This window comes from Pseudomonas sp. FIP_A4 (assembly GCF_036701605.1).
GTDB lineage: Bacteria > Pseudomonadota > Gammaproteobacteria > Pseudomonadales > Pseudomonadaceae > Stutzerimonas > Stutzerimonas phenolilytica.
In genome coordinates this window covers 200334-223585 of record NZ_JAYDXP010000122.1, presented here as the reverse complement: position 1 = coordinate 223585, position 23252 = coordinate 200334, and the positions used below count along the sequence as shown (strand labels likewise).

Sequence of the window (23252 nt, the reverse complement as noted above, 5' to 3'; positions counted from 1 at the left end):
TAGTCGCCGGCACTTTCAATTTCCCCGACACGGTCGTGCCCATGCGCAAACGCTTCGCACCCCTCGTGCCCCTCGCACTCATCGCCCTGCTGACGGCCTGCGCCGGTCAGCAGACCCAGCCGGACACCGCGTACACCTCTGCCCCGAGCGGCCAGGTTTTCGATCAGACTGCCATCGACTTCGACACCGCCGAAGCGGGCGAGCAGGAGCTGCGCGAATTCTCCGACGACACCGCCTACCAGCTGCCGCAACTGGCCGACAGCATCCTCGAACGCGGTTTCACCCTGGTTGGCACGCCGTATCGTTATGGCGGCAATTCGGCGAAGACCGGCTTCGATTGCAGCGGCTTCGTCGGTTTCCTGTTCCGCAAGGAAGCCGGACTCGAGCTGCCGCGTTCGACCCGCGAACTGATCAACCTCGACGCGCCAGTGGTCAAGCGCAGCGAGCTGGAGCCGGGCGACGTGGTGTTCTTCAACAACCGGGGCCGCGGCCGCGTCACCCACGCGGGCATCTACATCGGCGACGACCGCTTCATCCATTCCTCCAGCAGCCGCAGCGGCGGCGTGCGGGTCGACAGCCTGGACGACAAGTACTGGCGGGCCAGCTACATGGAGGCCAAGCGGGTATTGGCACTCGCGCCGGCGGAACATACCACCGCACATAACTGATCGACCGACCTTGCCGCGGGGTTGCGCAACGCCCCGCGTGCCGGCAGAGTGACACTTCGACCGCCAGGATCGCTCTGCCATGCCCTTTCCGGCTCGCCTCTCGCTGCTTGTCCTGACCGCGCTGCTGACTGCCTGCGCCGGTCGTACGCCCACTCCCGAAATCACCGCGCCGTCCCAAGCTGCCTCGCCGATGGCCGAGGATGTGCTGTTCAGTGCACTCGGGTTGGTGGGTACGCCTTATCGCTACGGTGGCAACACACCCGATAGCGGCTTCGATTGCAGCGGCCTGATCGGCTACGTCTACCGTGGCGCGGCGGGCGTGGCGCTGCCGCGAACCACCGTGGAGATGAGCCGCATGCGCTCGGCCAATGTAGGACGTGACGCGCTGCAGGCCGGCGATCTGCTGTTCTTCGCCACCGATGGCGGGCGCCGCGTCAGTCATGCCGCTATCTACGTCGGCGAAGGGCGCTTCGTCCATGCGCCGTCGTCCGGCGGTACGGTCCGCCTCGACAGCCTGGGCAATCGCTACTGGGCCAAGACGTATCTCGGTGCCAAGCGCGTTCTCGAGGATGAGCGACTGGCGCGCAATCCGTGACGGGGCTCACCAGCCGAGGGTGAAGTGCGAAGCGGGTACGAAGCGCCCGTCGGAAAAATCCCAGCGTTCGACGCAGACCCCTTTCTCGGCTCCCGACTGCAGCTTCAGCCGGTTCAGCGAGTTCGGCGAGGTGCCGCGCAGGCGCGTCGACAGCGTGGTGCCGGCCTGCACCATCCAGATTTCCCGGGCCAGGTCCGGATACTGCCGCGACAGCGGTAGCACGTAGGGCAGGTGGATGTGCCCGCCCATTACCAGATCCAGCCCGTGTTCGGCCCAGCATTGCAGCGCGGGTGTGGCGCCGTGCTGCAGATTGCGCAGATCGCTCTCCACCATCGCGCCGAACGGCTGATGCGCCACCACGATGCGCAGCTTGGCCGGGTCGCTGGCGGCCAGCCGTCGCGCCACGGCGTCCACCTGACGCGGGGTGACGCGACCGTCCTTGTGCCGCCGCGGATGAGTGGTGTTCAGCCCGATTACCAGCATCCGCTCGTTCTCGAACACCGGCTCCAGCTGCTCGCCGAAGTAGCGGCGGTAATTGCCGTAGGGGCTGAACAGGCGCGCCGCGAGGTTGTACAGCGGGATGTCGTGATTGCCCGGAATCACCAGGCTGCGGCCCACGCCATCGGCCTCCAGCCGCCGCACCATGGCCTGCGCCGCGGCGAACTGGGCGCGGCGTGCGCGCTGGGTGATGTCGCCGGAGAACACCAGCAGATCGGCGCGATGCTCGCGGACATGCTGTTCGAGGGCCTCGACTACCGCGGGCTGTTCGGTGCCGAAGTGGGTGTCGGAGATCTGCACGATGCTGGTCATGGGGCGCTGTCGTCGGTCCTGGCGAAGGGGGCATTGTGGCATTCGAAGCCGTTCGCCGTCCGCCGTTCCGGGCCGGTGCGTCCAAACTGCAAGCGGAGTTTGCCGCTGACTGCGACATGTTCGCGATTGCGTCCCTTCCGGCCTTGGACTAACCTGCGCGTCGCTTCAGGTGCCCCCTGACTTGGTCAGGAGGTGAAACAGGGAAGCCGGTCCAGTCGCAATGACGATTCCGGCGCTGCCCCCGCAACGGTAGGCGAGTCGAGAAACCGCAACGGCCACTGTGCTCACGCACGGGAAGGCGCGGTTTCGGGATGCCAGGCATCCGCTCGCAAGCCCGGAGACCGGCCTGTCGCATTTCACTGACAGTGCGGCGGGCGCTGAGCGGGTGCGTACCTTCGGGTGCCTCCTTCCTGCGGGTTCTGCCGTCTGTCTCCAGCGACTTTTGGTCGTGCGGGTGGGCACGACGGAGAACCCTGATCCAATGCGCAACTCCCTTTCCCTGGCTGCCGTCCTGCTGGGCGTGCCTTCCGTTGCTCTGGCCCACGAGGGCGCCCTGTTGCTCGGCCAGCAGGTGATCACCGCCAGCCGGACCGGCGCTTCGCCGGTTGCCATCGCTGCGAGCAGCGTCATCACCCGCGAGGAGATCGAGCGCCAGCAGGCCGGCAGCGTGCCGGAGCTGCTGCAGCGCCTGGCCGGCGTCAGCGTCACCAGCAATGGCGGCCGTGGCAAGAGCACTTCGGTGTCCATTCGTGGCACCAGCGACAAGCACGTGCTGGTGCTGATCGACGGTATCCGCGTCGGCTCGGCGACGTCTGGCAGTGCCGCGCTGCAAAGCATCCCGGTCGAGCAGATCGAGCGCATCGAGATCGTCCGCGGACCGCGATCCAGCCTGTACGGCTCGGAGGCGATGGGCGGGGTGATCCAGATCTTCACCCGTCGCGGCGGCGACGCCGGTGTCAAACCGTACTTCTCGGCTGGTGCCGGTTCGCGTTCGAGCTACAGTGGCTCGGCCGGGCTATCCGGCGGTCAGGGCAACGGCTGGTTCAACCTCGGCGTGGCCGGCGAATCCACCGACGGCATCAACGCGCGGGCCTATCGGCCCAGCGCACCCAATGCCTACGAGCCGGACGCCGACGGCTACCGCGAATTGTCCGCACAGCTGCGCGCCGGTTATCGCTTCGACAATGGCCTGGAACTCGACGGCAGCTGGCTGCAGAGCGAGAACCACGGCGACTTCGATACCCGGTCGACGCGCGGCACCAGCGGTCGCGATGCCTACAGCGACGGCTCCCTGCAGGCGCTCAGCGGCCGCGCGCGGTTCGCGCCGCTGGCCTTCTGGGACGTCACCCTGCAGGCCGGTCACAGCGAGGACCTGAGCGACAACTTTCAGGATGGCGCCTTCTACTCGCGCTTCGACACCCGCCGCGACAGTCTCAGCTGGCAGAACGATTTCCATGTCGGCGAGGCGCAGGTGCTGAGCCTCGGCATGGACTACCAGCAGGACCGCATCGACAGCAGCGACGACTACGCCCGGGACAGCCGCTACAACCGCGGCTACTTCGTGCAGTATCAGGCTGCCTTCGGCCGTCATGGTGTGCAGGCGGGCCTGCGCCGCGACAAGGACGAGTTCTTCGGCTCCCACGATACCGGCAGCCTCGGCTACAGCTTCGAGCTGAGCGAGGCGCTGACGCTGACTGCCGCCTACGGCACCGCCTACCGCGCGCCGACCTTCAACGATCTGTACTACCCGGCCAGCGCCTTCACCGCCGGCAACCCGGACGTCAAGCCGGAGGAGTCGCAAAGCTACGAGCTGGGCATCCGCGGCAGTCACGGCTGGGGCGAGTGGAGCGTCAACGCCTACGAAAACCAGATCGACGACCTGATCGTCTGGGCCGGCACCAGCCCCATGCGCCCGGAGAACGTCGACGTGGCGCGCATCCGCGGCATCGAGACCAGCGTCGCCACAGTGCTGGCCGGCTGGGACGTAGCCGCCAACCTGACCGTCATGGACCCGCAGGACCGCAGCAAGGCCAACCACGGCCACCTGCTGCAGCGCCGCGCCAAGCGCCAGTTCAATCTCGACGTGGATCGCCAGTTCGGCGCCATCGGCCTGGGCGCCTCGCTGTATGCGTCCAGCGAGCGCTTCGACAAGGCCAGCAACGCCGAGGACACGCGCATGCCCGGCTACGCCCTGATGGACCTGCGCAGCGAGTACCGCATCGACGATGCCTGGCGCCTGCAGGTCAAGCTGGCGAACCTGTTCGACCGCGACTACGAAACCACCCAGACCTACGAACAGCCCGGCCGCGCGGTGTACTTCACCGTCCGCTACCAGGCGATCTGAACCCCCCACCCGAGGAGCACCGCATGCACGTCCTTTCCACCCGCGCTCAACTGGCAATCGGCGTCGCGCTGATCCTGCTGCTGGCCATGACCCGCGGCCAGCACTTCGCCAGCGTCGAGAACCTGCCCAGCGCCAGCTGGTCGATCTTCTTCCTCGCCGGCTTCTACTTGCGCCCACGCGCGATGTTCGCGCTGCTGTTTGCCGAAGCCTCCGTGCTGGACTTCGCCTCCCTGGCCAGCGGCACCATCAGCGACTGGTGCCTGTCGCCCGCGTACTGGGCGCTGGTGCCGGCCTACGGCAGCCTGTGGCTGGCCGGGCGGCTGTTCGCCGGCTGGCAGCGCGGCGACCTGCGCAGCCTCGCGCTACTGGTGCCGACGCTGGTGGCGGCGGCCTTCGTCGCCTACCTGCTCTCTGGCGGCGGCTTCTACTTCTTCTCCGGGCGCTACCCCGAGCCGACGCTGGCCGGCTTCCTGCCGCGCATCGCCGAGTACGTGCCGCGGCATCTGGGCAATCTGGCGTTCTACGTCGGCACCGCGCTGGTGCTGCACGTCGGCATCGTCTCGGCGCTGCGCCTGAACCGTCTACGGCAGGCGCACTGATGGACGCCCGCGACGAGCGGCACCGCGCGCGCATGCAGCGCAAGAAGGCGGTGGTGGACGAGAAGATCGCCCAGGCGCAGGACGAGTACGGCCTGCTGTTGGTGCACAGCGGCAACGGCAAGGGCAAGAGCAGCTCGGCCTTCGGCATGGTCGCCCGCGCGCTGGGTCACGGCATGCAGGTCGGCATCGTGCAGTTCATCAAGGGCGCGGCCAGCACCGGCGAGGAGGCGTTCTTCCGCCGTTTCCCCGAGGAGGTGCGCTACCACGTGATGGGCGAGGGCTTCACCTGGGAAACCCAGGATCGCCAGCGCGATATCGCCAAGGCGCAGCAAGCCTGGACCGTCGCGCGCGAGCTGCTGGACGACGAACGCATCAGCCTGGTGGTGCTCGATGAGCTGAACATCGCGCTGAAGTACGGCTATCTGGAGCTGGACAGCGTGCTCGCCGACATCGCCGCGCGGCCGCTGCTGCAGCACGTGGTGGTGACCGGGCGCGGCGCGCTGCCGGGGATGATCGAGGCCGCCGACACGGTGACCGAGATGAACCTGGTCAAGCACGCGTTCAAGGCCGGGGTGAAGGCGCAGAAGGGCGTGGAGTTCTGATGCCGGCGCTCAAGACCTTCACGGAGCGCGTTTTCGGTGGATGGGTGAAGCGTCATCCACCCTACGTCAGGCCTCGGAACTGTAGCGGGGATGCCGCTCTTTACATCCACCGTGACTCAACCCGCCCCGTGAGGCTGCGATGAATAGCAGAAATTGTCCGGCCCTGCTGATCGCCGCGCCGGCCTCCGGCCAGGGCAAGACCACCGTCACCGCCGCCCTGGCACGCCTGCACGCGCAGGCCGGGCGGCGCGTGCGGGTGTTCAAGTGCGGGCCGGATTTTCTCGACCCGATGATCCTCGCGCGCGCCAGCGGCCAGCCGGTGTACCAGCTCGATCTGTGGATGGTTGGCGAGGAGCAGTCGCGGCGCCTGCTGTGGGAGGCGGCGGGCGAGGCCGACCTGATCCTCATCGAAGGGGTGATGGGGCTGTTCGACGGCGCACCCTCGGCCGCCGACCTGGCGCGGCGCTTCGGCGTGCCGGTGCTGGCGGTGATCGACGGCTCGGCGATGGCACAGACCTTCGGCGCGCTGGCGCACGGGCTGGCGGGCTTCCAGACGAACCTGCCGTTCGCCGGCGTGCTGGCCAACCGTGTCGGCAGCGTGCGGCACGGCGAGATCCTGCGCGACAGCCTGCCGGCGCCGCTGCGCTGGTACGGCGCGCTGCCGCGCAGCGCCGAGGTGGAGCTGCCGAGCCGCCATCTGGGGCTGGTCCAGGCCGAGGAACTGGCCGATCTGGATACCCGCCTGGATGCCGCCGCCGAGGCGCTGGCGCAGAGCGCGGATACCGAACTGCCGCTGGCGGTGACCTTCGCCGCGCCGCGGGTGGCGCCGGTCGAGCCGCTGCTGGCCGGCGTGCGCATCGGCGTGGCGCGCGATGCCGCCTTCGCCTTTCTCTACCAGGCCAACCTCGACCTGTTGCGTGCGCTGGGCGCCGAGCTGCTGTTCTTCTCGCCGTTGCGCTTCACCCGTCTGCCGGCCGTCGACAGCCTCTATCTGCCGGGCGGCTATCCGGAATTGCACCTGCGCGGCCTCTCGCGCAACCGGCCGATGGCCGAGGCGATCCGTGCACACCACGCCGCCGGCAAGCCGATCCTCGCCGAGTGCGGCGGCATGCTCTACCTGCTCGACGGGCTGACCGACAGCACCGGGGTGCGCGAGCCGATGCTCGGCCTGCTGCCTGGCGAAGCGCGGATGCGTTCGCGCCTGACCGCCCTGGCCCTGCAGGAAGTGGCCCTGCCGGAAGGCCGTCTGCGCGGGCACACCTTCCACCATTCGGAGCTGGAATCGCCGCTCGAACCGCTGGCGCGCGGCGAGTGCCCGAACTACCGGCGGACCGCCGAAGCCGTCTATCGGCAGGGGCGGCTGACGGCGTCCTACATCCACTTCCATATGCCGTCCGATCCCGTGGCGGCCGCGGCCCTGTTGCGACCATGAACGAACACGCCTTCACCGACGAACAGCGCGCCGGCGTCTACCGCGCCATCGCCGAGCGCCGCGACATGCGCCATTTCAGCGGCGGCGAGGTGGCGCCCGAATTGCTGGCCAGGCTGCTGCAGGCCGCGCACCGCGCGCCCAGTGTCGGCCTGATGCAGCCCTGGCGCTTCGTGCGCATCACCTCGACCGGGCTGCGCGCCCGCATCGCGTCGCTGGTCGAGGCCGAGCGCCAGTGCACCGCCGAGGCGCTGGGCGAGCGTTCCGCCGAGTTTCTGCGGCTCAAGGTCGAAGGCATCCATGACTGCGCCGAGCTGCTGGTGGCGGCGCTGATGGAGGGGCGCGAGGCGCACGTGTTCGGTCGGCGCACCCTGCCGGAGATGGACCTCGCCTCGCTGGCCTGTGCGATCCAGAATCTCTGGCTTGCCGCGCGCGCCGAAGGGCTGGGCCTGGGCTGGGTATCGCTGTTCGATCCGCAGGCACTGGCCGAGCTGCTCGGCATGCCGGCCGGCGCCAAGCCGATGGCGATTCTCTGCCTCGGCCCGGTGCACGCCTTCTATCCGGCGCCGATGCTGGAGCTGGAAGGCTGGACTCAGGGCCGGCCGCTGGAAGAGCTGCTCTATCAGGACCGCTGGGGCGAGCAGCCATGAGCCTGGCGTTGAGCTGCCTGGCCGGCATCGCGCTCGATGCGCTGCTCGGCGAGCCCAAGCGGGCGCACCCGCTGGTGGCTTTCGGTCGTCTGGCCGATGCGCTGGAGCGACGCTTCAACGGCCCCGAAGGACGCGGCTGGCGCAGCCACGGCGTGACCGCCTGGTGCCTGGCGGTGCTGCCGCTGACGGCACTGGCCTGGCTGCTCGCACGGTTGCCGGGCGTCGGCTGGCTGGTAGAGATCGTCCTGCTCTACCTCGCCCTCGGTCTGCGCAGCCTCGGTGCCCATGCGCTGCCGGTGGCACGCGCGCTGTGGCGCAACGATCTGCGAGAGGCGCGGCGCTGCGTCGGGCACATCGTCAGCCGCGACACCACCGCACTGGATGTGCCCGGCGTGTCCCGCGCGGCCACCGAGTCGGTGCTGGAGAACGGCAGCGACGCGGTGTTCGCCGCGCTGTTCTGGTTCACCGTCGCCGGCGCGCCGGGCGTGGTGCTCTATCGGCTGAGCAACACGCTGGATGCCATGTGGGGCTATCGCACCGCACGCTTCGAGCGCTTCGGCTGGGCGGCGGCGCGGATCGACGATGTCCTCAACTATCTGCCGGCGCGCCTCACCGCGCTGACCTACGCACTGCTCGGCCGCACCGGTCGCGCGCTGCACTGCTGGCGCACCCAGGCGCCGCTGTGGGACAGCCCCAACGCCGGCCCGGTGATGGCCGCCGGTGCCGGTGCGCTGGGCGTGGAGCTGGGCGGGCCGGCGTTCTACCACGGCGAGCGCCACGCGCGCCCGCTGCTCGGCCAGGGCAGGGCACCGGGCGCGCGTGATATCGAGCGTGCGCTGGATCTGGTCTGGGCCGGCGTCGGCGTCTGGCTACTGGCACTGCTGCTCGGAGCCTGGCTGCATGCTTGAGCACGGCGGACGCCTGCACGCGGCGGCGCGCCAGTACGGCATCGACCCGGCCGACTGGCTCGACCTTTCCACTGGCGTGGCGCCCTACACGCCGCCCTTGCCTGACATTCCCGTCAGCGCCTGGGCGCGCCTGCCGGAGGCCGACGACGACCTGCCAGGCGTGGCGCGTGACTACTACGGCAGCGCCGAACTGCTGCCGGTGGCCGGCTCGCAGGCGGCGATCCAGGCCTTGCCGCGCCTGCGACGGCGGGCGCGGGTCGGTGTCGTTGCCCCCTGTTACGCCGAACACGCCGCCGCCTGGCAGCGCGAGGGCCACGCGCTGGTGGAGCTGAGCGAAGCCGCTGTGCCGCGCGCGCTTGAGCAGCTCGACGTGCTGGTGGTGATCAATCCGAATAACCCCAGCGGCCGGCTGTTCGATGCGGCGCAGCTGCTGCACTGGCACGCCGGCCTGGCCGCGCGCGGCGGCTGGCTGGTGGTCGACGAGGCGTTCATGGACTGCACGCCGCAGCACAGTCTGGCCGGATACGCTGGGCGCAGCGGGCTGATCGTGCTGCGCTCGGTCGGCAAGTTCTTCGGCCTGGCCGGCGCGCGGCTGGGCTTCGTGCTGGCCGAGCGCGCGTTGCTTGCGGCCCTCGACGAGCTGCTCGGACCCTGGTCGGTCGGCGGCCCGACGCGCCTGCTCGGCACCGCGCTGCTCGCCGCTGGTGACGCCCAGCACCGCCAGCGTCAGCGCCTGCAGGCCGATGGCCAGCGGCTTGCCAGGCTGCTTTGCCAGCATGCGCTGGCGCCGCTGGGCGGCTGCGCGCTGTTCCAGTGGTGCGTCGATCCACGGGCGGCCTGGCTGCACGAACAACTGGCCCGCCGCGGCATTCTGGTCCGCCTGTTCGCGCAGCCCGAAAGCCTGCGCTTCGGCCTGCCGCCCGATGAAGCCGGTTGGCAACGTCTCGAAACCGCCTTGAGGACGCTATCTCCATGACCACGCTGATGGTGCAGGGCACCACCTCCGATGCCGGCAAGAGCACCCTGGTGACCGCGCTGTGCCGCTGGCTGGCCCGCCAGGGCGTCGCGGTGGCGCCGTTCAAGCCGCAGAACATGGCGCTCAACAGCGCGGTCACTGCGGACGGCGGCGAGATCGGCCGTGCCCAGGCCGTACAGGCTCAGGCCGCCAATCTGGCACCGCACACCGACATGAATCCGGTGCTGCTCAAGCCCAACAGCGACATCGGCGCCCAGGTGATCATCCACGGCCGCGCGCTCGCCAGCATGGATGCCGTCGCCTATCACGACTACAAGCGTGTCGCCATGCAGGCGGTGCTCGACTCGCATCGGCGGTTGTCCGCGGCCTACCGGGTGGTGATGGTCGAGGGCGCCGGCTCGCCCGCGGAGATCAACCTGCGCGCCGGCGACATCGCCAACATGGGCTTCGCCGAGGCGGTGGACTGCCCGGTGATCCTCATCGCCGATATCGACCGCGGTGGAGTGTTCGCCCATCTGGTCGGCACCCTGGAGCTGCTGTCGGCTTCAGAGCAGGCGCGGGTGCGCGGCTTCGTCATCAACCGTTTTCGCGGCGATATCGCCCTGCTGCAACCGGGGCTCGACTGGCTGGAGCAGCGCACCGGCAAGCCGGTGCTGGGCGTGCTGCCGTACCTGACCGACTTCCATCTGGAGGCCGAGGACGCCATCGATACGCGCCAGGTCGGCAAGGCTGCGGCGACGCTGAAGGTGGTGGTGCCGGTGCTGCCGCGCATCAGCAACCATACCGATTTCGACCCGCTGCGCCTGCACCCGCAGGTCGATCTGCAGTTCGTCGGTCCCGGTCAGCCGATTCCGCCGGCGGACCTGCTGATCCTGCCCGGCTCGAAAAGCGTGCGCGCCGACCTTGCGTTTCTGCGTGCCAATGGCTGGGAGACGGCGATCCGCCGGCACCTGCGTTACGGCGGCCGGCTGCTGGGTATCTGCGGCGGGCTGCAGATGCTCGGCAGGCGTATCGCCGATCCGCTCGGCCTGGAAGGTGCGCCGGGCGAAAGCGCCGGGCTGGGCCTGCTGGATTTCACCACCGAGCTCGCTGCCGAAAAGCAGCTGCACAACGTACAGGGGCGGCTGATGCTGGAGGGCGCGGCCGTCAGCGGCTACGAGATTCATGCCGGCGTCAGCACGGGGCCGGCGCTCGAGCGCGCCGCGGTCGAGCTGGACGATGGCCGCCGCGATGGCGCGCTCAGCGCCGACGGCCAGGTGCTCGGCACCTACCTGCACGGCCTGTTCGAGGGCCCGGCCGCCTGCGCCGCACTGTTGCGCTGGGGCGGTCTGGGCACGGTGGAACCTGTCGATTACCACGCGCTGCGCGAGCGCGAGATCGAGCGTCTGGCCGATCTGGTCGAGGCCCATCTGGACACCGCACGGCTGCGCGAACTCTGCGGGCTGGGAGGTCGGGCATGCTCGAGCTGATCCTCGGTGGCGCGCGGTCCGGCAAGAGCCGGCTGGCCGAGCGGCTGGCTGCCGACAGCGATCTGTCGGTGACCTACATCGCCACCAGCCAGGCGCTGGACGGCGAGATGGCCGCGCGCATCGTCCACCACCGTCAGCGCCGCCCGACGCACTGGACGTTGGTCGAGGAGCCGCTGCAACTGGCCAGGGTGCTGCGCGAGCAGGCCGGCGCACAGCGCTGCCTGCTGGTCGACTGCCTGACCCTGTGGCTGACCAATCTGCTGATGCTGGAGGACCCGGCGCGCCTTGCCGAGGAACGCGATGCCTTCCTCGAATGCCTGGGTGAACTGCCGGGGCGGGTGATCCTGGTCAGCAACGAAACCGGGCTCGGCGTGGTGCCCTTGGGCGAGCTGACCCGGCGTTATGTGGACGAAGCCGGCTGGCTGCACCAGGCCGTGGCCGACCAGGCGGAGCGGGTGACCTTCATGGTCGCCGGCCTGCCGATGACTCTCAAAGGAGCGCAGTGATGGATGAGTGGTGGAAGGGAGCATGCCAGCCGCTGGACGCGGTGATGCGCGAGCGCGCGCTGGCGCGACAGGATCAGCTGACCAAGCCGCGCGGTGCGCTCGGCCGGCTGGAGGAGCTGGCGGTGCAGCTGGCGGCACTGCAGGGTAGCGAGCGGCCGCAGGTCGAACGCGTGCATGTCAGCGTGTTCGCCGGCGACCACGGCGTGGTCGAGGAGGGCGTTTCGGCCTTTCCGCAGGCGGTGACCGGGCAGATGCTGCGCAACTTCGTCGGTGGCGGCGCGGCACTGGCGGTGCTGGCGCGGCGGCTGGGTTCGGTGCTGGAAGTGATCGACCTGGGCACCGTCGAGCCGCTGCAGCTGGCCGGTGTCAGTCATTTGCGTCTGGGGCCGGGCACCGCCAACTTCACCCGCGAGGCGGCGATGAGCGACCAGCAGTTGCAGCAGGCGCTCGGCGCCGGCCGCGACACGGCGCGCCGCGCGGCAGCCGGCGCGGCGCAGCTGTTCATCGGCGGCGAGATGGGCATCGGCAACACGACCTGTGCCAGCGCGCTGGCCGCGGCGTTGCTGCCGCATTCGCCGCTGACCCTGGTCGGGCCGGGCACCGGGCTGGATGGCGCCGGCGTGCGGCGCAAGCTCGCCGCGGTGCAGACGGCGCTGCGACTGCACGCCGATCACTGCGCCGGACCGCTGGAAACGCTGCGCCGGCTCGGCGGCTTCGAAGTGGCGGCGCTGGCGGGCGCCTACCTGGGCTGTGCGCAGCAGGGCATCCCCGTGCTGGTGGATGGTTTCATCTGCAGCGCCGCGGCCCTCTGCGCGGTGCGGCTGAACCCGACGTGCCGGCCGTGGCTGCTGTTCGCCCATCGCTCCGCCGAGCCGGGCCATCTGGCGGTGCTGCAGGCGCTCGAAGCCGAACCGTTGCTGGACCTCGGCCTGCGTCTGGGCGAGGGCAGCGGTGCGGCGCTGGCGGTGCCGCTGCTGCAGCAGGCTTGCGCGCTGCACAACGAGATGGCCACCTTCGCCGAGGCGGCGGTGGCGGAAGGGGCCGTGTGAGCCTGCGCATCGATCTGCTGCGCCACGGCGAGACCGAGCGCGGCGGCGGCTTTCGCGGCAGCCTCGACGACGCGCTGACGGCGCGCGGCTGGCAGCAGATGCACGCCGCGCTGCACGGCGCGGGCCCGTGGGATGCCCTGATCAGCTCGCCGCTGCAACGCTGCGCCGCGTTTGCCAGCCAGCTCGCCGCGCAGCGTGCACTGCCGCTGCGGCTGGAGCCGGACCTGCGCGAGCTGCATTTCGGCGACTGGGAAGGCCGCAGCGCCGCCGAGCTGATGCAGACCGATGCCGAGGCGCTGGGGCGCTTCTGGGCCGATCCCTTCAGGTTCACGCCGCCGGCGGGCGAGCCGCTGGTGGACTTCCGGCACCGTGTGTTCGCCGCCGTGGCGCGATTGCAACGCGAGTATGCGGGGCAACGGCTGCTGCTGATCGGCCATGCCGGCGTGATGCGCTTGCTGCTGGCACGGGCGCGCGGCCTGCCGTGCGAGCGTCTGCTCGAGGTCAGCGTGGCGCATGGCGAACTGCTGCCGCTGAGTTTGCCTTGGCCGATGGACAGCGCCTGGCCCAACCCCTGAACCTGCCTGGAATGCCCATGCTGCCGTTGCTCATCGCCGTGCAATTTCTCACCAGCCTGCCGATCCGCCTGCCGGTCATGCCGACCGCGCAGCAGCAGGGGCGCTCGCTGCTGCACTACCCGAGCGTGGGCCTGCTGCTCGGCGCATTGCTGTGGCTGGCCGCGCTGCTGCTGGGCGGTACACCGCCGGTGCTGCAGGCCGCCCTCGTGCTGACGCTGTGGGTCGCGCTGAGCGGCGCGCTGCACCTCGACGGTCTGGCCGACAGTGCCGACGCCTGGCTCGGCGGTTTCGGCGACCGCGAACGCACCCTGGCAATCATGAAGGACCCGCGCAGCGGCCCGGTGGCCGTGGTGGTGCTGGTGCTGCTGCTGTTGCTGAAGTTCGTCGCGTTGCTGGTGCTGTTGCAGGCGCAGCAGCTCGTGGCGCTGCTGCTGGCGCCGCTGCTCGGGCGCACGGCGCTACTGGCGCTGTTCCTCTCGACGGCCTATGTGCGGCCGAACGGTCTCGGCCACGCACTGGCGACGAACCTGCCGCGTGAGCGCGCGCGCGGCGTGCTGGCGGTGGTGGTCATGGGTTGTCTGCCGCTCGGCGTCGGCGGGCAGCTCGCGCTGGGCTGCGCCGCGGTGACCTTCCTGCTGGCGCGCCGCGCCATGTGTCGTCGTCTGGGCGGCACCACCGGCGATACCGCCGGCGCGCTGCTGGAACTGGTGGAATGTGCCGTGCTGCTGGGGCTGGCGCTGCAGGTCTAGCCTCGTCCTGGTGCCCGCTCGATCACCGGCGCATGTTGCGCCATAAGCGCGACGATCCAGTCGATGAACACCCGCAGCTTCGCGCTGACGTGGCGGTTCGGCGCGAAGGCCAGGTACAGCGGCATCGGCTCGAGTTGCCAGTCCTCGAACAGGCGCACCAGCTCACCGTTCGCCAGGTGCTGGTCGGCCATGTAGTCGGGCAGCCAGAACACGCCCATTCCGGCCAGTCCGGCAGCGAGGTAGGCGTTGCCGTCATCCACCGCGAGCACGTAGCGGCCCTGTACCTGCACTCGCTCGCCCTGGCGGAGCATGGCATACGGCGTGGGCTTGCCGGTGCGCGCCCAGAGAAAACCGACGATCCGGTGGTGGGTGTTTTCCAGTTCGCCGGGATGCGTTGGCGTGCCGGCGCGCTGCAGGTAGCCAGGTGCGGCATAGACGGCCAGGCGCAGGTCGCCAACGTGGCGGGCGATCAGCGATTGATCGCTCAGCTCGCCGCCGCGCACCACGCAGTCGACGTTCTCGTCGATCAGGTCGACCCGTCGGTCGCTGACGCCCATGTCCAGCTGAATGTCCGGATAGCGCGCGTGGAAGGCCGGCAGCGCCGGGATCAGGATCAGGCGTGCCAGCGGGCTGGGCACGTCCACGCGCAGGCGCCCCCTGGGCAGGGCGGCTGCGCCGGACAGGCTGGTCTCGGCATCATCCAGCTCGGCCAACAGACGCACCACGCGCTCGTAGTAGGCGGCGCCGTCGGCGGTGACGTTGACCTTGCGTGTGGTGCGGTTGAGCAGGCGGACCCGCAGCCGCGCCTCCAGCTGTTGAATCATCTGGGTGACGCTGGTCTTGCCGATCTGCAGCGTTTCGGCCGCCTTGGTGAAGCTGCCGGTTTCCACCACGCGAGCGAAGGCCTGCATTGCATCGAAACGGTCCATCTGCGCTCCGCTGATTGTTTGGTTTTCACGAACAGTCTTGGCCGGGCTCGCGAGTTTATCCAGCCGGGCGGCAACCCTACAGTGGCTGCGTATTCATCGACGGGTCGGCAGCGACCCCACAAAAGGAGAGAAGCATGGCCCGTGACGTTGTTTTTCCGCCGGCGCGCCAGGCCCTGTACGAGCGCAACCGCTATTCCCCGGCGATCCGCGCCAATGGCTTGCTGTTCGTCTCCGGGCAGGTCGGCAGTCGTGAGGACGGTTCGCCGGAGCCGGAGCTGGAGGCGCAGGTCCGACGCGCGTTCGACAACCTCAACGCGATTCTCGACGCCGCAGGCTGCACCTTCGCGGATGTGGTCGACGTGACGGTGTTCCTGGTCGATCCGCCGGCGATCTTCGAGCGGGTCTGGCAGATCGTGGCGCAGTATTGGGGCGCGGCGCCGCATCCGACGCTGACGGCCGTCGGGGTGACTTGGCTCTACGGCTTCCAGTTCGAGATCAAGGTCATCGCCCAACTGCCAGAGGCGGTCTGAGCGGGCTCAGCCCAGCAGCGCCACCGTTTTGATCTGCGCCCACAGCGCCTTGCCGGGAACCACGCCGAGCTGGTCCGCCGAGCGCCGGGTGATGCGTGCCAGCAACGGCGTGCCGCCGGCATCCAGGCGCACCAGCACGTGCGCCGGGGTGTCGGCCACCGCCAGCGCCTCGACCCGGGCCGGCAGCAGGTTGCTGATGCTGCTGCCTTCGGCACGCTCCAGCGCCAGGCTGACGTCGCGCGCGTGCACGCGAAAACGCAGGCGCTGGCCGATGGCCTGCGGGCGTTGCGAAACCAGCACCTCGCCGCCCGGAAATACCAGCCGGGTCAGGTGATAGGCGGGGTCGTGTCCGGCGATCTCACCTTCGACCACCACGCCGGCGTCGTCGCTGAAGGCGGTCGGCAGGTCGAGCCGTGCCAGCGTCTCGCGCAGCTCGCCCTGGACAATGGCCCGGCCCTGGTCGAGCAGCACCAGATGATCGGCCAGCCGAGCCACCTCGTCCGGTGAGTGGCTGACGTAGAGCACCGGAATGTCCAGCTCGTCGTGCAGGCGTTCGAGATAGGGCAGGATTTCGTGCTTGCGCTTGAGGTCCAGCGCCGCCAGCGGTTCGTCCATCAGCAGCAGGCGCGGGCTGGTGAGCAGCGCGCGGGCCATGCCGACGCGCTGACGCTCGCCGCCGGACAGCCGCGCGGGCATGCGCTCGAGCAGATGGCCGATGCCCAGCAGGTCCACTGCCTGATCCCAGGCCACGCGACGTTCCTCCGCCGCCACGCGCTTCATGCCGAACTCCAGGTTGCGCCGCACCGAGAGGTGCGTGAACAGGTTGGCGTCCTGGAACACGTAGCCGATGGCGCGCCGGTGCGGCGGCACGAACAGCCCGCGGGCGCTGTCCTGCCAGCATGCGCCGTTGATCTCCAAGTGTCCGCTGGCGCCGCGTTCCAGCCCGGCCACACAGCGCAGCAGCGTGGTCTTGCCCGAGCCGGAGTGGCCGAACAGCGCCGTGACGCCGCGCCCGGGCAGCGCCAGGTCGACGTCCAGGCGGAAGTCGGCGTAGTCCACGCGCAGGCGGGCGCGAATTGCCTGGACGCCGCTCATCCGCGCCACCCCTGACGCTGGCGGCTGCCATACAGCGCCAGCAGCACGAGAAAGGAGAACAGCAGCATGCCACCGGCCAGCCAGTGGGCCTGGGCGTACTCCATCGCCTCGACGTGATCGTAGATCTGCACCGAAACCACGCGGGTCTTCTCGGGAATGTTGCCGCCGATCATCAGCACCACGCCGAACTCGCCGACGGTATGGGCGAAGCCGAGGATGCTGGCGGTGACGAAGCCCGGCCGCGCCAGCGGCAGCACCACGCTGAAGAAGCTGTCCCACGGGCTGGCGCGCAGCGTCGCGGCGGCTTCCAGCGGCGCATCGCCGATGGCCTCGAAGGCGTTCTGCAACGGCTGCACGACGAAGGGCATCGAATACAGCACCGAGCCGACCACCAGGCCGGCAAAGCTGAACGGCAGTAAACCCAGGCCCAGGCTCTGGGTGAGCTGGCCGAGCAGCCCGTTCGGCCCCATCGCCACCAGCAGGTAGAAGCCCAGCACGGTCGGCGGCAGCACCAGCGGCAGCGCCACCACCGCGCCAATCGGCCCGCGCCACCTGGAATGCGTGCGCGCCAGCCACCACGCCAGCGGGGTACCGAGCAGCAACAGCAGCACGGTGGTGGTGCTGGCCAGCTTCACGGTCAGCCAGATCGCCGCGAGGTCGACGCTGTCGAGCATCATTGGTTTATGGCACCTCGTAGCCGTAGGCGCGGATCAGCGCGACGGCGCTGGCGCTCCGGAGGTAATCGAGCAGCGCGCGTGCCGCCGGATTGTGTTCGCCACGTTGCAGCAGCAGGGCGTCCTGGCGGATCGGCTGGTGCTGATCGGCGGGTACCCGCCAGGCCGAGCCGCGGGCGATGCGCCCGTCCTCGATCACCTGCGAGAGGGCGATGAAGCCCAGCTCGGCGTTACCGCTGGCGACGAACTGGTGCGTCTGGGCAATGTTCTCGCCCTGCACGAAGCGCGGTTGCAGGCGTTCGCGCAGGCCCAGCTTCTCCAGCGTCTGCAGCGCCGCGGCGCCGTAGGGTGCGGTCTTCGGGTTGGCCAGCGCCAGGTGGCGGAAGTCGCCGTCGGCAAGCACGCGGCCCTGCGGATCGACGTAACCCTCGCGCGCCGACCATAGCACCAGGCTGCCGACGGCATAGGTGAAGCGGCTGCCCGCCACGCCCTGGCCTTCGTCTTCGAGGCGCTGCGGGGTCTGCTCGTCGGCCGCCAGCAGCACGTCGAACGGCGCGCCATTGTTGATCTGCGCGTAGAACTTGCCGGTGGCGCCGAAGGCCAGCACGGCACGGTGGCCGGTGTCGCGGGCGAAGGCCTCGGCGATCTTCTGCATCGGCGCGGTGAAGTTGGCGGCTACCGCCACCCGCACCTCGTCGGCGCTGGCGGTGAAGGGCAGGCAGAGCAGCAGGGTGCTGCACAGGTGAAGAAGGGGGCGCATATCGACTCCTTTCAATCGATGGCGATGATGACGTGGGACGCCTTGATCAGCGCCGTGCATGGTTGGCCAACCGCCAGGCCCAATTCCTCGGCGCTTTCGTTGGTGATCACCGCGCCGAGGGTGCGCTCGCCCGGCAGCAGCAGCTTGACCTCGCTGTTCACCGCGCCGGGCAGCAGTGCGCTGATGGTGCCGGTCAGGCGGTTGCGCGCGCTGATCTGCACCTGCGGGTCGGGCGAGAGCAGCACGAAGCTGGCCTTGATCAGTGCGATGGCGGTCTTGCCGACTTCGAGCTGCAGCTCGTCGATGCTGTCGTTGGTCAGCGTGGCGGTGATGGTCTGGCCGGCGCCGATGTCCAGGTTCAGGCTGCCATTGACGGCGCCCTTGCTGACGGCGGTGATGCGGCCGCGAAACTGGTTGCGTGCGCTGGTCTTCATGGCGATGGCCCTCAGCAGCCGGTCGATGTCGTCGAAGCCCTCGACGCCCTGGGCGACCTGGGCGAGGAAGCGTTCATACTCGGCCTGCATGCGCCGCCAGACATGCAGCATCTCGCGGCCGAAATCGGTCAGCTGCGTACCGCCGCCCTGGGCACCGCCGGCGGTGCGTATCACCAGCGGCCGTTCGGACAGGTTGTTCATCGCATCCACCGCGTCCCAGGCGGCCTTGTAGCTCAGCTTGATCGCCTTGGCGGCGCGGGTGATGGAGCCGGTGGCCTCGATCTGCTCCAGCAGGTCGATGCGCTTGCCACCCAGGTAGCCCTTGTCGCCGCGGTTGAACCAGAGTTGGCCGTCCACGCGCAGAGGCAGGTGTGCTTCACCCGTTGTTTGCTCCGCCGAGCCGGCTGGCAACCTGCTCGATTCCGTGTCACCTGAAGAACGGCTCATGAGCGATCCGCTGCTGCTGGGAAAGGTGGCATTCTGGAGCGCGCTATATCGTTTTGTATATAGCGCTGCGGAGGTATACCCGTCAGCCGGTGCTAGCGTGGGGCAGCGTCGTCGGCCGCGTTACGCTCAGCCGCAACACGGTGTGCGCGGTTCGCCGCTCGTTTGTGCGTTCGCCTGGAGCTTCCAGGCCCAGGCGAACACCAGCAGGCCGCCGACCGCAGTCGCTGCGCCGATGTAGCCGGTAGAGGTCCAGCCGAAACCGGCGCTGATCGCCAGGCCGCCGAGCCAGGGGCCGAGGGCGTTGGCGATGTTGAAGGCGGCGTGGTTGGAGGCCGCGGCGAGCGTCTGGGCATCCGCGGCGACGTCCATCAGATGGGTCTGCAGAGCCGGCGACAGCGAAACCATGGTGCCCACCGCGAATACCGCCGGAAAGATCGTCCACGTCGAATGCGCCGCCAGCGGGAATACCAGCAGCACCAGCGCGCTCCACAGCAACAGCCAGGCGACGGCCTGAAAGCGCAGGCGGTCGAACAGCCAGCCGCCGACGACGTTGCCGATGATGCCGCCGAGGCCGAACGCGGCGAGGGCAAAGGGAATCCAGCCGGCATTGACGCGGGTGACTTCCAGCAGCGTCGGAGCCATGTAGCTGAACACGCAGAACATGCCGGCGAAACCGATCGAGCTGATCGCCAGGGCCAGCCAGACCTGCGGCCGATGGAACGCGCGGATCTCGTGCAGCGGACTGTTGCGCGGCTCGTCCTGATTGAGTGGCAGGAACAGCGCCACCAGCAGCACGGTGAGCAACGCGATGGCGCCGACCAGAGCGAAGGCGTAGCGCCAGCTCAGCCATTGGCCGAGCCAGGTGGCGATCGGGTTGCCGATCAGGATCGCCACCGTCAGGCCCATCAGCACCCGGGCCACGGCCTGGGCGCGTTTGTCCGGCGCGACCATTGAGGCTGCCACCAGCATCGCCACGCCGAAGTAGGCGCCGTGCGGCAAGCCGGTGACGAAGCGGAAGGCCATCAGCGTGTGATAGTCCGGCGCCAGGGCGCTGGCGAAGTTGCCCAGAGCGAAGAAGCCCATCAGCAGCAAGAGCAGGTGACGGCGGAACAGCCGCGAACCGAGGATCGCCAACAACGGCGCGCCGACCACCACGCCGAGCGCGTAGGTGCTGATCACATGACCGACCTGCGGCTCGCTGATGGCCAGGCCGCGGGCGACCTCGGGCATCAGCCCCATGATGGCGAACTCGCCGGTGCCGATGGCGAAACCACCCATGGCCAGCGCCAGTTCGATCAGCAGTACGGCGCGAGCGGAAAGAGCTGGCATCGTTGCGGTGGCTTGCGCCGTCATGGTCACCTCGAAGCGAATGCAAAGGGCCGGCATTATTCACCGGCTGGCGTGGTGGTAAAGCTCTGGTTGCCGTGCCTGCCGCCGGCTCAGGCTGAATGGATTGCAGGGGCGCGCAGGAGTTCGGCGCAATCGGCGAAAAGGTTGGATGGTCGCATTTGGTGATGTTGGCAGTGCATTTTCTGACCTATCGGACAAGCGGTATGGCGGATAGCCATCTTGCGAGCCGCATCCTTGATTCCGGTCAGGGAGACTGTCTGGTCACGTCCGTATTTTGGCGCCTGAAACTGGATGTTCTGCCGGAGCCGGTGATCACAGCCTTAGGGCTCGAGCGGCTTCGTGCAGCGCCTGCGACCCCTTCAGGACCCACTCCATGAAAAAGCTCTTCCTGCCCGCCGAAGCTCTGATGAACCGGCTCAGCTATCCGATCAAGTTCGGCTTGCTCGGGCTGCTGGTCACCGCCATCTTCGCCAGCCTGATGCTGAGCCTGGCCGGCCAGCTCAATCGCACCATCGAGCGCTCGGAGAACGAGCTGGTCGCCTCTTCGCTGTCGCGACCGATGGCCAAACTGGTGGAACTGGTGCAGCAGCACCGCGGCATGTCGTCGATGCTGCTGGGTGGAAACAGCGCGCTGGCCACGCGCCGCAGCGAGCGTGAGACGGATATCGAGGCGGCGCTGGCGCTGCTCGAGCGCACGCTGGCTGAGGACAAGCGCGCACTACCCCAATGGCAGGGGATCGGCCAGGCCTGGGACGAGATCCGTCGTGACGGCCTGAGCTGGCCGCAGAGTCGCAACTTCCAGGCGCACACCGCGCTGATCGGCAAGCTGCTGAGCTTCCAGACCCAGCTGGCCGATGCCTATGGCCTGACCTTCGATCCCGAGGCGGAAACCTTCTACCTGATGTCCGCCGCGCTGAATCACATGCCCAGCCTGATCGAGCGCATCGGCCAGCTGCGTGGCAGCGGCGCGGCCGCGCTGGCGCAGGGCAACGTCGACGATCAGCGGCGCACCGCGCTGATCGTGCTGAGCGAGCAGATCAAGACCGCCACCGGCAACATGCGCGACAGCCTGGACAAGGTCGTCGCGCTGCGCCCGGAGCTGCGTACGCGCCTTACCGAGGCGGTGACGGCGATGGACGAGCGCGGCCAGAACATCGAGCGCGTCATGCATGCGCTGGTCTTCGAAGGCGACTTCACCAGCACCACCTCGGTGCAGTTCTTCGACATGGCGACCGAGGCCATCGGCATCGGCTACAGCCAGATGCACGACGTGCTGCTGCCGACCCTCGACCAGCTGTTGCACCAGCGCATCGCCGACGCCCGCCAGGTGCTGTACCTGAACCTCGCCGTGCTGGCCGGTGTGCTCGCGGTGATCGGCTACCTGTCGGTCGGCGCCTACCTGTCGGTGATGACCAGCATCCGCAGCCTGCGCGAAGGCAGCGAGAAGCTCGCCGCCGGCGACCTCACCACGCATATCCAGCTGACGGCACGCGACGAGCTGCGCTACGTGGCCGGCAGCTTTAACGACATGGCCGACGCCATGCGCCGGCTGATCGGCAATATCAAGGACAACTCCGACCATGTCGCCGATTCGGCACGCAGTCTGGTCGCGGCGTCCGGGCAGATTCACGTCGCCTCGCAGTGCCAGAGCGATGCCGCGGCGAGCATGGCGGCGGCGGTCGAGCAGATGACCGTGGGCATCGAGAGCATCGCGCGCAACGCCGGCGATGCCGATGCGTTGGCGCACCGTTCCGGCGAGCTGTCGCGCCAGGGCGGCGAGATCGTTGCGGCGGTGGTCGAGGAAATCAGCCAGATTGCGGTGTCGGTGGGCGATTCGGCGCGTACCGTCGCCGAGCTGGGCGAGCGCTCCGGGCAGATCTCGGCAATCGTCGGGGTGATTGGCGATATTGCCGCGCAGACCAACCTGCTGGCGCTGAATGCGGCGATTGAGGCTGCGCGCGCCGGCGAGCAGGGCCGCGGCTTCGCGGTGGTCGCCGACGAGGTGCGCAAGCTGGCCGAGCGCACCGCCCAGTCGACCAAGGAAATCTCGCAGATGGTCGCCGCGATCCAGCAGGGCACCGAGGGTGCCGTGCAGGGCATGGAGCAGGGCGTGGTGCGCGTCAACGAAGGCGTTGCCCGTGCGCAGCGGGCCGGCGAGGCGATGGGCGGTATTCGCGAGGCGGCCAATCAGGTGCTCGACACCGTGGCGGAAATCTCCCATGCGCTGCGCGAGCAGAGCGCCGCTTCCGCCGAGATCGCCCAGCAGGTCAGCACCATCGCACGCATGGCCGAGGAGAACGGCGAGGCGGTTGGCACCAACCACCACACCGCCAGCCGCCTGAGCGACCTGGCCGGGACGCTGCTGGACAACGTCAGTCGCTTCAAGGCGAGTTGATTATGCGGCGCCGCCGGCTTTGCCGAGCGGCGCCGTCGATGTTCAGCGTCGCACGATGGTCAGACCGATCAGACGCGACACCACCAGGGCGATGTACATCACCCCGGCGATTTCCTCGAGCATCACCACTGCACGCGCCTGCGGCGTCACGGGCAGGATGTCGCCCAGGCCGACGCCGGAGAGCAGGGTGACGCTGAGGAACAGCATCTCCATCCAGCTGCGTGGCGAATCCGGCTGCGCGGCGCCGGTGAAACTGCCGGGATAGAGCATCTGGCAGGCCATGAAGACATAGGCGAAGGCCCATGCCAGCAGCGTGAAGGTGGCGCCCACGGCGAACAGTTCGTCGGTGGTGGCGCGCTGGTCTTCGTTCATGTAGCCGATCAGGCTGACGGTCGCATAGAAATAGAAGCCGGCCTCCAGGGCGAATAGCCACAGATCGAGCCCCGGCCGCTCGACGAACACACCGACCACGTTCAGCGTGACGATCAGCGCCGCGAGACCGAAGGCCACGCCCTGCAGCGTCGGGCCACGACGCACCATGCGCAGCGCCGAGACCAGCACGATGGCGCTGAACGCGCCGAAGAACGCGCGCGGTTCGGGCAGCCCCTCCATGAACGGGTAGAGCACGATGCCCAGCAGCTGAATCAGCAGCAGGCCGGCGGACGGGTACTGCACGACGTAGTGGAACGGGTTATGGCGCTTCATGATC

24 protein-coding genes, 1 pseudogene and 1 riboswitch are annotated in these 23252 nt (G+C 69.0%); of the genes and pseudogenes, 17 read left to right on the top strand and 8 right to left on the bottom strand.

Annotated features, from left to right (window positions below):
• Positions 1 to 41: 41 nt before the first annotated feature.
• Together U8L64_RS11095 and U8L64_RS11090 are read left to right on the top strand one after the other, a co-directional pair.
• Complete coding sequence (locus U8L64_RS11095) at positions 42 to 668, top strand: C40 family peptidase (protein ID WP_043296382.1); 627 nt, start codon at positions 42 to 44, stop codon at positions 666 to 668.
• A 79-nt stretch (positions 669 to 747) separates the two neighbouring features.
• Positions 748 to 1263, top strand: coding sequence for a C40 family peptidase (locus tag U8L64_RS11090; RefSeq protein WP_043296011.1), 516 nt, complete (start codon positions 748 to 750; stop codon positions 1261 to 1263).
• A 6-nt stretch (positions 1264 to 1269) separates the two neighbouring features.
• On the opposite strand, the gene U8L64_RS11085 is transcribed toward U8L64_RS11090, so the two are convergent.
• On the bottom strand, positions 1270 to 2073 hold the full coding sequence (locus U8L64_RS11085) for a metallophosphoesterase family protein (protein WP_054093750.1): 804 nt from the start codon (positions 2071 to 2073) through the stop codon (positions 1270 to 1272).
• A gap of 150 nt (positions 2074 to 2223) precedes the next feature.
• A riboswitch (cobalamin riboswitch) is annotated at positions 2224 to 2437 on the top strand.
• 117 nt (positions 2438 to 2554) lie between these two features.
• On the opposite strand from U8L64_RS11085, the gene btuB reads away from it, so the two are divergent.
• The 12 genes from btuB (at position 2555) to U8L64_RS11025 (ending at position 13929) form a co-directional block, all read left to right on the top strand.
• Positions 2555 to 4417, top strand: a complete 1863-nt coding sequence (gene btuB / locus U8L64_RS11080; protein WP_333397272.1) for a TonB-dependent vitamin B12 receptor — start codon at positions 2555 to 2557, stop codon at positions 4415 to 4417.
• Between the two features lie 23 nt (positions 4418 to 4440).
• Positions 4441 to 5016: a hypothetical protein gene (locus U8L64_RS11075; protein ID WP_043296014.1), complete on the top strand. Its 576-nt coding sequence runs from the start codon at positions 4441 to 4443 to the stop codon at positions 5014 to 5016.
• Complete coding sequence (gene cobO / locus U8L64_RS11070) at positions 5016 to 5618, top strand: cob(I)yrinic acid a,c-diamide adenosyltransferase (protein ID WP_333397268.1); 603 nt, start codon at positions 5016 to 5018, stop codon at positions 5616 to 5618. Before U8L64_RS11075 ends, cobO begins: the two co-directional genes overlap by 1 nt.
• Before the next feature lie 139 nt (positions 5619 to 5757).
• Positions 5758 to 7050, top strand: a complete 1293-nt coding sequence (locus U8L64_RS11065; protein WP_333397266.1) for a cobyrinate a,c-diamide synthase — start codon at positions 5758 to 5760, stop codon at positions 7048 to 7050.
• Complete coding sequence (gene bluB / locus U8L64_RS11060) at positions 7047 to 7697, top strand: 5,6-dimethylbenzimidazole synthase (protein ID WP_333397262.1); 651 nt, start codon at positions 7047 to 7049, stop codon at positions 7695 to 7697. The genes U8L64_RS11065 and bluB overlap by 4 nt, the downstream gene beginning before the upstream one ends.
• A complete protein-coding gene (gene cbiB, locus U8L64_RS11055) occupies positions 7694 to 8605 on the top strand; it encodes an adenosylcobinamide-phosphate synthase CbiB (protein WP_333397259.1) in 912 nt (303 codons plus the stop codon). The genes bluB and cbiB overlap by 4 nt, the downstream gene beginning before the upstream one ends.
• Positions 8598 to 9581, top strand: coding sequence for a threonine-phosphate decarboxylase CobD (gene cobD / locus U8L64_RS11050; RefSeq protein WP_333397255.1), 984 nt, complete (start codon positions 8598 to 8600; stop codon positions 9579 to 9581). Before cbiB ends, cobD begins: the two co-directional genes overlap by 8 nt.
• Positions 9578 to 11050, top strand: coding sequence for a cobyric acid synthase (locus tag U8L64_RS11045; protein ID WP_333397252.1), 1473 nt, complete (start codon positions 9578 to 9580; stop codon positions 11048 to 11050). Before cobD ends, U8L64_RS11045 begins: the two co-directional genes overlap by 4 nt.
• Positions 11038 to 11556, top strand: coding sequence for a bifunctional adenosylcobinamide kinase/adenosylcobinamide-phosphate guanylyltransferase (cobU, locus tag U8L64_RS11040; protein ID WP_333397248.1), 519 nt, complete (start codon positions 11038 to 11040; stop codon positions 11554 to 11556). The genes U8L64_RS11045 and cobU overlap by 13 nt, the downstream gene beginning before the upstream one ends.
• Positions 11556 to 12605, top strand: a complete 1050-nt coding sequence (cobT, locus tag U8L64_RS11035; RefSeq protein WP_333397245.1) for a nicotinate-nucleotide--dimethylbenzimidazole phosphoribosyltransferase — start codon at positions 11556 to 11558, stop codon at positions 12603 to 12605. Before cobU ends, cobT begins: the two co-directional genes overlap by 1 nt.
• The gene (gene cobC / locus U8L64_RS11030) at positions 12602 to 13180 is read left to right on the top strand and encodes an alpha-ribazole phosphatase family protein (protein ID WP_333397242.1); all 579 of its coding nucleotides are present in this window, start codon (positions 12602 to 12604) and stop codon (positions 13178 to 13180) included. The genes cobT and cobC overlap by 4 nt, the downstream gene beginning before the upstream one ends.
• A 17-nt stretch (positions 13181 to 13197) precedes the next feature.
• Complete coding sequence (locus U8L64_RS11025) at positions 13198 to 13929, top strand: adenosylcobinamide-GDP ribazoletransferase (protein WP_333397239.1); 732 nt, start codon at positions 13198 to 13200, stop codon at positions 13927 to 13929.
• Here the strand turns inward: U8L64_RS11025 and U8L64_RS11020 are convergent.
• Positions 13926 to 14858, bottom strand: a complete 933-nt coding sequence (locus tag U8L64_RS11020) for a LysR substrate-binding domain-containing protein (RefSeq protein WP_333397236.1) — start codon at positions 14856 to 14858, stop codon at positions 13926 to 13928. The genes U8L64_RS11025 and U8L64_RS11020 overlap by 4 nt on opposite strands.
• A 134-nt stretch (positions 14859 to 14992) precedes the next feature.
• Here U8L64_RS11020 and U8L64_RS11015 point away from each other — a divergent pair, with 134 nt between their 5' ends.
• On the top strand, positions 14993 to 15388 hold the full coding sequence (locus U8L64_RS11015; protein WP_043296024.1) for a RidA family protein: 396 nt from the start codon (positions 14993 to 14995) through the stop codon (positions 15386 to 15388).
• A 6-nt stretch (positions 15389 to 15394) separates the two neighbouring features.
• Here U8L64_RS11015 and modC read toward each other — a convergent pair whose 3' ends face one another.
• From modC to U8L64_RS10990, 5 genes are all read right to left on the bottom strand, one after another.
• A complete protein-coding gene (modC, locus tag U8L64_RS11010) occupies positions 15395 to 16483 on the bottom strand; it encodes a molybdenum ABC transporter ATP-binding protein (RefSeq protein WP_333397232.1) in 1089 nt (362 codons plus the stop codon).
• Positions 16480 to 17160 carry a molybdate ABC transporter permease subunit gene (gene modB / locus U8L64_RS11005; protein WP_043296026.1) on the bottom strand — a complete coding sequence of 227 codons (681 nt, stop codon included), beginning with the start codon at positions 17158 to 17160 and terminating at the stop codon, positions 16480 to 16482. Before modB ends, modC begins: the two co-directional genes overlap by 4 nt.
• A 4-nt stretch (positions 17161 to 17164) precedes the next feature.
• A complete protein-coding gene (modA, locus tag U8L64_RS11000) occupies positions 17165 to 17917 on the bottom strand; it encodes a molybdate ABC transporter substrate-binding protein (RefSeq protein ID WP_333397229.1) in 753 nt (250 codons plus the stop codon).
• 11 nt (positions 17918 to 17928) lie between these two features.
• On the bottom strand, positions 17929 to 18708 hold the full coding sequence (locus U8L64_RS10995) for a TOBE domain-containing protein (protein ID WP_193749384.1): 780 nt from the start codon (positions 18706 to 18708) through the stop codon (positions 17929 to 17931).
• Positions 18709 to 18924: 216 nt separating this feature from the next.
• Positions 18925 to 20151 carry an MFS transporter gene (locus U8L64_RS10990; protein ID WP_165595245.1) on the bottom strand — a complete coding sequence of 409 codons (1227 nt, stop codon included), beginning with the start codon at positions 20149 to 20151 and terminating at the stop codon, positions 18925 to 18927.
• Between the two features lie 370 nt (positions 20152 to 20521).
• Between U8L64_RS10990 and U8L64_RS20365 the strand changes: the two are divergent.
• Together U8L64_RS20365 and U8L64_RS20360 are read left to right on the top strand one after the other, a co-directional pair.
• Positions 20522 to 21682 (top strand): annotated as a pseudogene (locus U8L64_RS20365) (nitrate- and nitrite sensing domain-containing protein); the annotation flags it as partial.
• Positions 21677 to 22543, top strand: a complete 867-nt coding sequence (locus U8L64_RS20360; RefSeq protein WP_442965286.1) for a methyl-accepting chemotaxis protein — start codon at positions 21677 to 21679, stop codon at positions 22541 to 22543. The pseudogene U8L64_RS20365 and the gene U8L64_RS20360, both read left to right, overlap by 6 nt.
• 42 nt (positions 22544 to 22585) lie before the next feature.
• Here U8L64_RS20360 and U8L64_RS10980 read toward each other — a convergent pair whose 3' ends face one another.
• The gene (locus tag U8L64_RS10980; RefSeq protein ID WP_043296030.1) at positions 22586 to 23248 is read right to left on the bottom strand and encodes a potassium channel family protein; all 663 of its coding nucleotides are present in this window, start codon (positions 23246 to 23248) and stop codon (positions 22586 to 22588) included.
• Between the last annotated feature and the right edge of the window lie 4 nt (positions 23249 to 23252).